Raw genomic sequence first — 7,293 nt, 5'->3', positions numbered from 1 at the left:
CGCCGCCCCCGAGGTGGAGCCGGCGCCCGCCGCCGGCAAGGCCTGAGGCGCCGGGTGGCCGCCGTCGTGATCATCACCCGTACGCCCGCCCCGGGAACCGGGCTCGGGTAACTCCTCAAGACGGGCCGGGTCATCAGGGCCTTGATGCTCACTTTTTGTACCGCGCCGGTGACGTGCCGGAACATCGCCTTCAGAAGGTGAACGCATCGGCGATCTTCGCGTGTCCTTCGCTTGAAGTCTTGACACTTTTGGTCTCGGGCGGGACATTCTCTGCCGGGCGCCGCGCTGGACGTCAGGGGCAAGTCGGCGCCCGGCCGTCGGCGTTGTCCCGGGCGGGGCGACGCGGTTCGGCCGCCACCGTCGATCGGCCTCCCCGGGGCGGGACGTCCCGGCCGGCCGGTCCTGGCCGAGGATGGACGTCTTGCCACACCCCCACACCCATGGCCGCCGTTCCCGAGGCGGTACCCGACTCCGACTCACCTCCGCGCTGCTCGCCGCGGCCGCGCTGCTCGCCGGGGCCGCGCTGCCCGCCGGGGCCGCACCGGCGGACGCCGGGGCGGCCTCCGCGGAAGCGCGGCAGAAGGCCCCGTACCTCGACCCCCGGCTCCCGGTCCAGCGGCGGGTGAAGGACCTGCTCGGCCGGATGACGCTGGTGGAGAAGGTCGGCCAGATGGCCCAGGCCGAGCGTTCGGCGGTGAGCACGGACCCGGAGCAGATCACCCGGCTCGGCCTCGGCTCGCTGCTCTCCGGCGGCGGTTCGACACCGGACGCCAACACCCCCGAGGCCTGGGCGGACATGGTGGACGCCTTCCAGGAGAAGGCGCTCGCCACCCGGCTCGGCATCCCGCTGCTGTACGGCGTGGACGCGGTGCACGGGCACAGCAACCTGGTGGGCGCCACGGTCTTCCCCCACAACATCGGCATGGGCGCGACCCGCGACCCGAGGCTGGTCGAGAAGGCGGCGCACATCACGGCGACCGAGACCCGGGCGACCGGTCCGCAGTGGTCCTTCGCTCCGTGTCTGTGCGTCGTGCGGGACGTCCGCTGGGGCCGCACCTACGAGAGCTACGGCGAACGCCCCGGCCTGGTGTCCCGCATGGTCACTGCGGTCCGGGGGCTCCAGGGCGAGCGCGACCGCCAACTGGCCCGCCCGGACCGGGTGCTGGCCTCCGCCAAGCACTTCGCGGGGGACGGCGACACGGTCTTCGGCAGCTCGACCACGGGCGGCTACACCCTCGACCAGGGCGTCACCGTCACCGACCGCAAGCGCTTCGAGAAGATCAACCTGGCGCCGTACGTACCGGCGGTGCGGGAGCACCGGGTCGGCAGCATCATGCCCTCCTACTCCAGCGTCCGGTGGACCGACCGAGGCGACGGCCGGGCGGTGAAGCTGAGCGCCCACAAGGAGCTGCTCACCGACGTGCTGAAGAAGAAGATCGGCTTCGAAGGCTTCCTGGTCAGCGACTGGGAGGCCATCCACCAGCTGCCAGGCGACTACGCCGACCAGGTCAGGGCCTCGGTGAACGCCGGCATCGACATGTTCATGGAGCCGTTCTCGGCGCCGCGCTTTGTGGAGACGCTGGTCGCCGAGGTGGAGGCGGGCCGCGTCAAGCAGTCCCGGATCGACGACGCGGTGAGCCGGATCCTCCGCGCCAAGTTCCGACTCGGTCTGTTCGAGCAGCCGTTGACCGACCGCAGGCACATCGATCGGATCGGCTCCGCCGCCCACCGCGCGGTGGCCCGTGAGGCGGTCGCCAAGTCCCAGGTGCTGCTGAAGAACTCCGGCGGCGCACTGCCGCTCAAGTCCTCGCAGCGGATCTACGTTGCCGGCACCAACGCCCACGACCTCGGCAACCAGGCCGGCGGCTGGACGGTGACCTGGCAGGGGCAGTCGGGCAACGACCACTTCCCGGGAACCACCATCCTCGACGGCATCCGGCGGAACGCCGCACACGTCACCTACAGCAAGGACGCCTCCGCCCCCACCCGGGGCCACGATGTCGGCGTGGTGGTCGTCGGCGAGACCCCCTACGCGGAAGGGGTGGGCGACGTCGGCAACAACGGGCACACGCTGAACCTCTCCGCCGCCGACCGCGCGGCCATCGACCGGGTGTGCGGCGCACTCGACACCTGCGTGGTGCTCGACGTCGCCGGACGTCCGCAGATCGTGACCGACCGGTTGGCCGTGATGGACGCGTTGGTGATGTCCTGGCTGCCCGGCAGTGAGGGTGAGGGAGTGGCTGACGTGCTCTTCGGCCACCGCCCGTTCACCGGCAAGCTCCCGGTCTCCTGGCCGCGCAGTGAGGACCAGGCCCGGGTCGACGCCAGCGACAGGGACCACGACCCGCTCTTCCCGTACGGCCACGGTCTCACCACCCGCCGCTGAGCCCCGCTCCGCCGCCCGGTGGCGCACCCCGGCCGGGGTGCGCCACCGGTGGTTCCGCGTCCGGGCGGGCCTCAGTGGAGGGTGAGCGGGGTCTCGGTGGTGATCCGGGAGAGCTTCTCGGGGTTGCGGACGTAGTAGAGGCCGGTGACGCGGGTGTCGTCGAGGCGGACGGCGAGGATGCCGTCGAGGTCGCCGTTCAGCCGGACGAGCAGGCCCGGGTTGCCGTTGACCTCGGTCGGCTCGACGGTGAGGCTGCCCACGACCCTGCTGAGACCGCCGAGGAACAGGCGGGTCACCTTGTCGGCGCCGACCACCGGGCGCAGGGCGGCCTGCTTGATGCCGCCGCCGTCGCCGACGAGGACGACGTCGGGGGCGAGCACGTCGAGGAGGCCCTGCGGGTCGCCGGTCTCCAGCGCGTGCTGGAACGCCTCCAGCGCGGCGCGGGTCTGCCGGGAGGAGACCTGCCGGCGGGGGCGGCGGGCGTCGACGTGGCGGCGGGCGCGGTGGTTGATCTGCCGGACGGCGTCGGGGCGTTTGTCGACGGCGGCGGCGATCTCGTCGTAGCCGACGTCGAAGACCTCGCGCAGGACGAAGACGGCGCGCTCGGTCGGGGACAGGGTCTCGAGGACGAGCATGAGCGCCATCGACACGCTCTCGGCGAGTTCGACGTCCTCGGCGACGTCCGGGGAGGTCAGTAGGGGTTCGGGGAGCCAGGGGCCGACGTAGGCCTCCTTGCGGCGTTTCATGGTGCGCAGCCGGTTGAGCGACTGGCGGGTGGTGATCCGGACGAGGTAGGCGCGCCGGTCGCGTACCTGTTCGAGGTCGACCCCGATCCAGCGCAGCCAGGTCTCCTGGAGGACGTCCTCCGCGTCGGCGGCCGAGCCGAGCATCTCGTAGGCGACGGTGAAGAGCAGGTTCCGGTGCCTGACGAAGGTTTCCGTGGCCGGGTCGGCGGGCCCGGGGGCGGTGGTCCCCGGCTCGGCGGGGTGGTGGTCGGTCATGTCGCGGTCCCCTTCGTCGGCGAGGGTCGGAGGCGGGTCGGTCGGGAACGGCTCGGGGCGGCGCTCACCTCTGCGCGGCGGGGGCGGCCGGGGGGCGGCCCCGCCCCGAGGCGTTCAGTGGTTCAGGGCGGCGGCCTCGTCGCGCTTGGCGCGGAGCCGCCGGGCGCGGCTGCCGTCCTTGAACCGCCAGGTGAAGGAGCCGGGCTTGCGCGCCTCCGTCGCCAGGTGGTGGGTCAGGTACTCCAACGCGGTCGCCTTGATCTTCCCAGCGGGGCGCCCGCCGAGGTGGAAGGGCTTCGCGGTGTCGTCCCTGGCGGCGATCTGCAGGGTTGCGGCTCGGCTGCCGACGGCGACGCACTGGCCGAAGTAGCCGATGTCGAGCGGCGCGGGCCGCTTGTCGGCGAGGCGGGCGAGTACGGTGTCGGCGGCGTGCGCGCCCAGCGGGGTCGCCGTCTGGCAGCTCATCCGCAGCGGCAGGTCCGACGGTGCCGCCGCGTCTCCGGCGGCGAGGACGCGCGGGTCGTCGACGCTGGTCAGCGTCTCGTCCGTGAGGAGCCGGCCCACCGCGTCGGTGCGCAGACCGCTGCGCGCTGCCAGGTCGGGGACGCCGAATCCGACGGTCCAGACCGTCACCGCGCTCGGCAGCTCCCGTCCGTCGTCGAGCCGCACGGCGGACCCGGTCACCTCGGTGACCGTGCTGCCGGGGCCGTCGAGCACGGTCGCGCCGAGCCGGGCCAGCCGCCCGGCGACGGACCGCCGCGCCCGCGGGTGCAGGGCGGGGGCGAGCAGGCCGCCGCAGACGAGGGTGACGTCGCGGCCCTCCTCCGCCAGCTCGCCGGCGATCTCGATACCGGTCGCGCCGGCTCCGACGACGGTGACCGGGGCGTGTCCGGGTGCTTCGGCGAGGGTCGCGCGCAGGGCGCGGGCCTCTTCCAGGGTGGCGGCCGGGTGGGCGTGCTCGGCGGCCCCGGGCACGTCGGGGCGGGCACTGCCGCTGCCCACCGCGTAGATCAGGTAGTCGTATCCGACCGGACCGCCGACCGCCCCACCGCCGGAACCGCCGCTCGGGCCGCCGCTCGAACCGCCGCCGGCCAGGGTCACCTCGCGCGCGGCCGGATCGATCCGGTCGACGGCGCCGACCAGCAGCCGGACGCGGTCGGACAGCACCTTCCGGAAGTCGACCAGCGCGTCGTGTGTCCCGCCCACCACCTGGTGCAGCCGGATGCGGTGCACGAAGGTCGGGCGCGGGTTGATCAGCGTCACGGCCACGTCGTCGCGCTGGGTGAGGCGGTTCGCGGCGATGACGCCCGCGTACCCGCCGCCGACGACCACGACGTGTGTCATGTGGTGTCCCATGGTCTCTCTCCTGACGTTTCAGGGGTTCGACCACGGGACACCGGCACCTCGCCCGGCGTGACACCGTATTGCCCGGGTCACACCGCCAGGGGCTCCGCGGGCCTGGCCGCCGGGCTGGGTTCGGTGTCGCCTTGGCGGTGCACGTAGGTGCGGGCCACCCAGGCCGCGGCGAGTGCGAACAGGGTCATCGACGCCGCGAGCGCGGTGAAGCCCGCGTCGAGGGAGATCCCGCCGAAGTGTCCGATCACGGGCATGACGCCGGCCGTTCCGAGGCCGATGGCGAGCAGGCGCAGCGAGGCCATCTTGGCCTTGTCCCCGTCGTCCGCCCGCTGCTGCAGTGAGGTCAGGAGCCAGGTCAGGCTGTTGAGGTTGGCGAAGCCGGCGGCGAAGAACGCGAGGAAGTGGACGGTGGGCGACTGGCCGAGGGCGAGCGCGGCGGCGGCGCCGGCCTGCACGAGCAGCCAGAGCGGCAGGAGTCGCTGGGAGACGAGCCGGGAGGTGAAGAGGGAGGCGGTGATCATGCCGACGGCGAAGGTCGCCTCGAGTGCGGCGATGTACCAGCCGCGGCCGTCGTAGTGGTCGCCGACGAGCGGTACCACCAGGGTGCTCAGCCCGTGGGCGAAGACGAAGTCTCCGGCGCACAGGGCGATCATCACGAAGACGGCCTTGTCCGCGCGGTAGCGGCCCGCCATGCGCCGCCACTCGCCGACGGTGGCGGCCACGGCGGAGGCCAGCATGCGGGCGCCGGGCTTCGGGTTGTGCTCGCGGCCGGTGAGGCGGATGCGGCTGACCACGACCGCGCAGCCGAGCGACATCAACACGTCGAGGACAAGGGCGTGTTGGGCGCTGCCCCAGGTGAGGACGAGGCCGAGCAGGGCCATGCCGGTGAGCGCGCCCGCCTGGAACGCCACGCCGACGAGGCTGTTGAACCGGGTGATGTGGTTCTGGTCGACGTGGTGCGCGGTGAGTTTGAAGAGCGCCGAGCGTTCGACGTTGTCGAAGACGGCGAGCAGCACGGCCGCCGTCACGATGTACGGCACGGCGCCGGTGCCGGGCACCATCGCGATCGCGATGATCAGGGTGACCGTGACCGCTCTGCCCAGGCCGCAGCAGACGTACACCCACTTGGAGTTGAGCGCCTCGACCAGCGGGCCGCAGACGGGGAGTACGCAGAAGGCCGCGAGTCCCTGGAGGGTGAGGATGAGGGCGAAGGCGGCCGGGCTGCCGGTGCGGGTGTACATCAGCTGGCCGAGTGCCAGGGTGTGGATGCCGATGCCGACGCTGGACAGGCTGATCGCGGCGAGCATGGTGCGCGCCACCGGGTCGTGTCGGATCATCGGGCCGCCACCGCGATCCGGCTGTCGAGGACGTTCCTGATCTTTCCGCTGACCGGGTTGCGGGGCAGCCGCCCTTCGGGGAGGCATTCCACGCGCAGTTCGAAGACGTCGAGAGCGGCGTCGAAGTCCTGGAGGTCGCCGAGGACGGGGAAGGTGTCGGTGAGCAGTTTCCGCACGTCGGCGGGGTCGAGGGGGTCGGGCGCCTCCGTGCGGACGACGAGCACTTCCCGACCGTCCTCCGTGCCGATCTCGATCTGCAGCCGGGAGACGCCGAGGCCCGCAAGGGCCTGGAGGACTTCGCCGTGCTCGACGGTCTCCCCCTTGAAGCGGATCAGCCCGTCCGAACGGCCCTGGTACTCCAGGACCTTTCCCGAGACGCCGCAGGCGCAGTCGTGGGTGAAGACGCGGCCGGTGTCGCCGATCCGGTAGCGCAGCAGCGGGCCTTCGAACTTCTGCATCGAGGTGATGAGCAGTTCGCCGGTCTGCCCCTCGGGGACGGGCCGGCCGTACTCGTCGACGACCTCGATGAGGTTGTAGTCGTCGTTGACGTGGTGGCGGGTGCCGCCGAGCGCCGCGCACTGGTGGCCGAGTTGGGCGCCGTCGTTGGCGGCGAGGATGCTGGAGACGACGCGGGTGCCCAGTTCCCGCCGGAGCCAGTCCTTGTCGGTCTCGGTCATGGGCGTGCCGCCGTAGACGACCTTCTCGATCCGCAGTGCGGGGCGGCGTTCCTTCGCCTCCCGCAGCAGGGGCAGCAGCAGGGCCGGCATGCCGAGTACGACGTTGGCGCGGAAGCCGTCGACCAGCGTCAGCAGGTCGTCGACGGTCGCGAACTGGCCTGTCGAGTAGGCCTCGACGGGCATCTTCGCGAACTCGCTGAACGTCGTGGTGAGGCCGCCGTACATGCCGCCGCCGAACAGGGTGTTGACGATGCGGTCGCCGGGCCGCACGCCGAGCGCGTACAGCACGGGCACGGCTTCGCGGACCATGTTCTCCCAGTCGGTGCGGGAGTAGACGATGTAGCGGGGCCGTCCGCCGGTGGCGCCGGAGCGCAGCACCTCGCCGGTCGGCTGGTCGGCGCTGAGCATGTCGCGGCTGAAGGGCGGCGAGTGCGCTTCGAGGTCGGCCTTCTCCAGTACGGGGAGGGTGACGATGTCGGCGACGTCGGTGACGGCCGCCGGCTCGGGCAGCCGGGCGCGGTGGTAGGGGGTGCGGC

Annotated in this window: 4 protein-coding genes and 1 pseudogene; 1 reads left to right on the top strand and 4 read right to left on the bottom strand. The window is 72.5% G+C overall.

Features of this window, described 5'->3' with window-relative positions:
- Positions 1–478: 478 nt before the first annotated feature.
- A pseudogene (locus FNX44_RS21375) lies at positions 479–2,386 on the top strand (glycoside hydrolase family 3 protein); the annotation flags it as partial.
- A 71-nt stretch (positions 2,387–2,457) separates the two neighbouring features.
- Here the strand turns inward: FNX44_RS21375 and FNX44_RS21370 are convergent.
- The 4 genes from FNX44_RS21370 to FNX44_RS21355 form a co-directional block, all read right to left on the bottom strand.
- A complete protein-coding gene (locus FNX44_RS21370) occupies positions 2,458–3,387 on the bottom strand; it encodes an RNA polymerase sigma-70 factor (protein WP_143650275.1) in 930 nt (309 codons plus the stop codon).
- A 114-nt stretch (positions 3,388–3,501) separates the two neighbouring features.
- Positions 3,502–4,743 (bottom strand): NAD(P)/FAD-dependent oxidoreductase, encoded by a 1,242-nt coding sequence (locus FNX44_RS21365; protein ID WP_228450079.1) that lies wholly within the window; start codon positions 4,741–4,743, stop codon positions 3,502–3,504.
- A gap of 77 nt (positions 4,744–4,820) precedes the next feature.
- Positions 4,821–6,080, bottom strand: a complete 1,260-nt coding sequence (locus tag FNX44_RS21360; protein ID WP_173019246.1) for an MFS transporter — start codon at positions 6,078–6,080, stop codon at positions 4,821–4,823.
- On the bottom strand, positions 6,077–7,293 hold a 1,217-nt coding region (locus tag FNX44_RS21355; RefSeq protein ID WP_143650271.1), incomplete at its 5' end, for an acyl-CoA synthetase family protein. The genes FNX44_RS21360 and FNX44_RS21355, both read right to left, overlap by 4 nt.

The sequence above is a fragment of the Streptomyces alkaliterrae genome (assembly GCF_007097205.2).
GTDB classification, from domain to species: Bacteria; Actinomycetota; Actinomycetes; order Streptomycetales; family Streptomycetaceae; genus Streptomyces; species Streptomyces alkaliterrae.
Note: the sequence above shows the minus strand (reverse complement) of the source record. Positions and strands in the feature narration are given on the sequence as shown.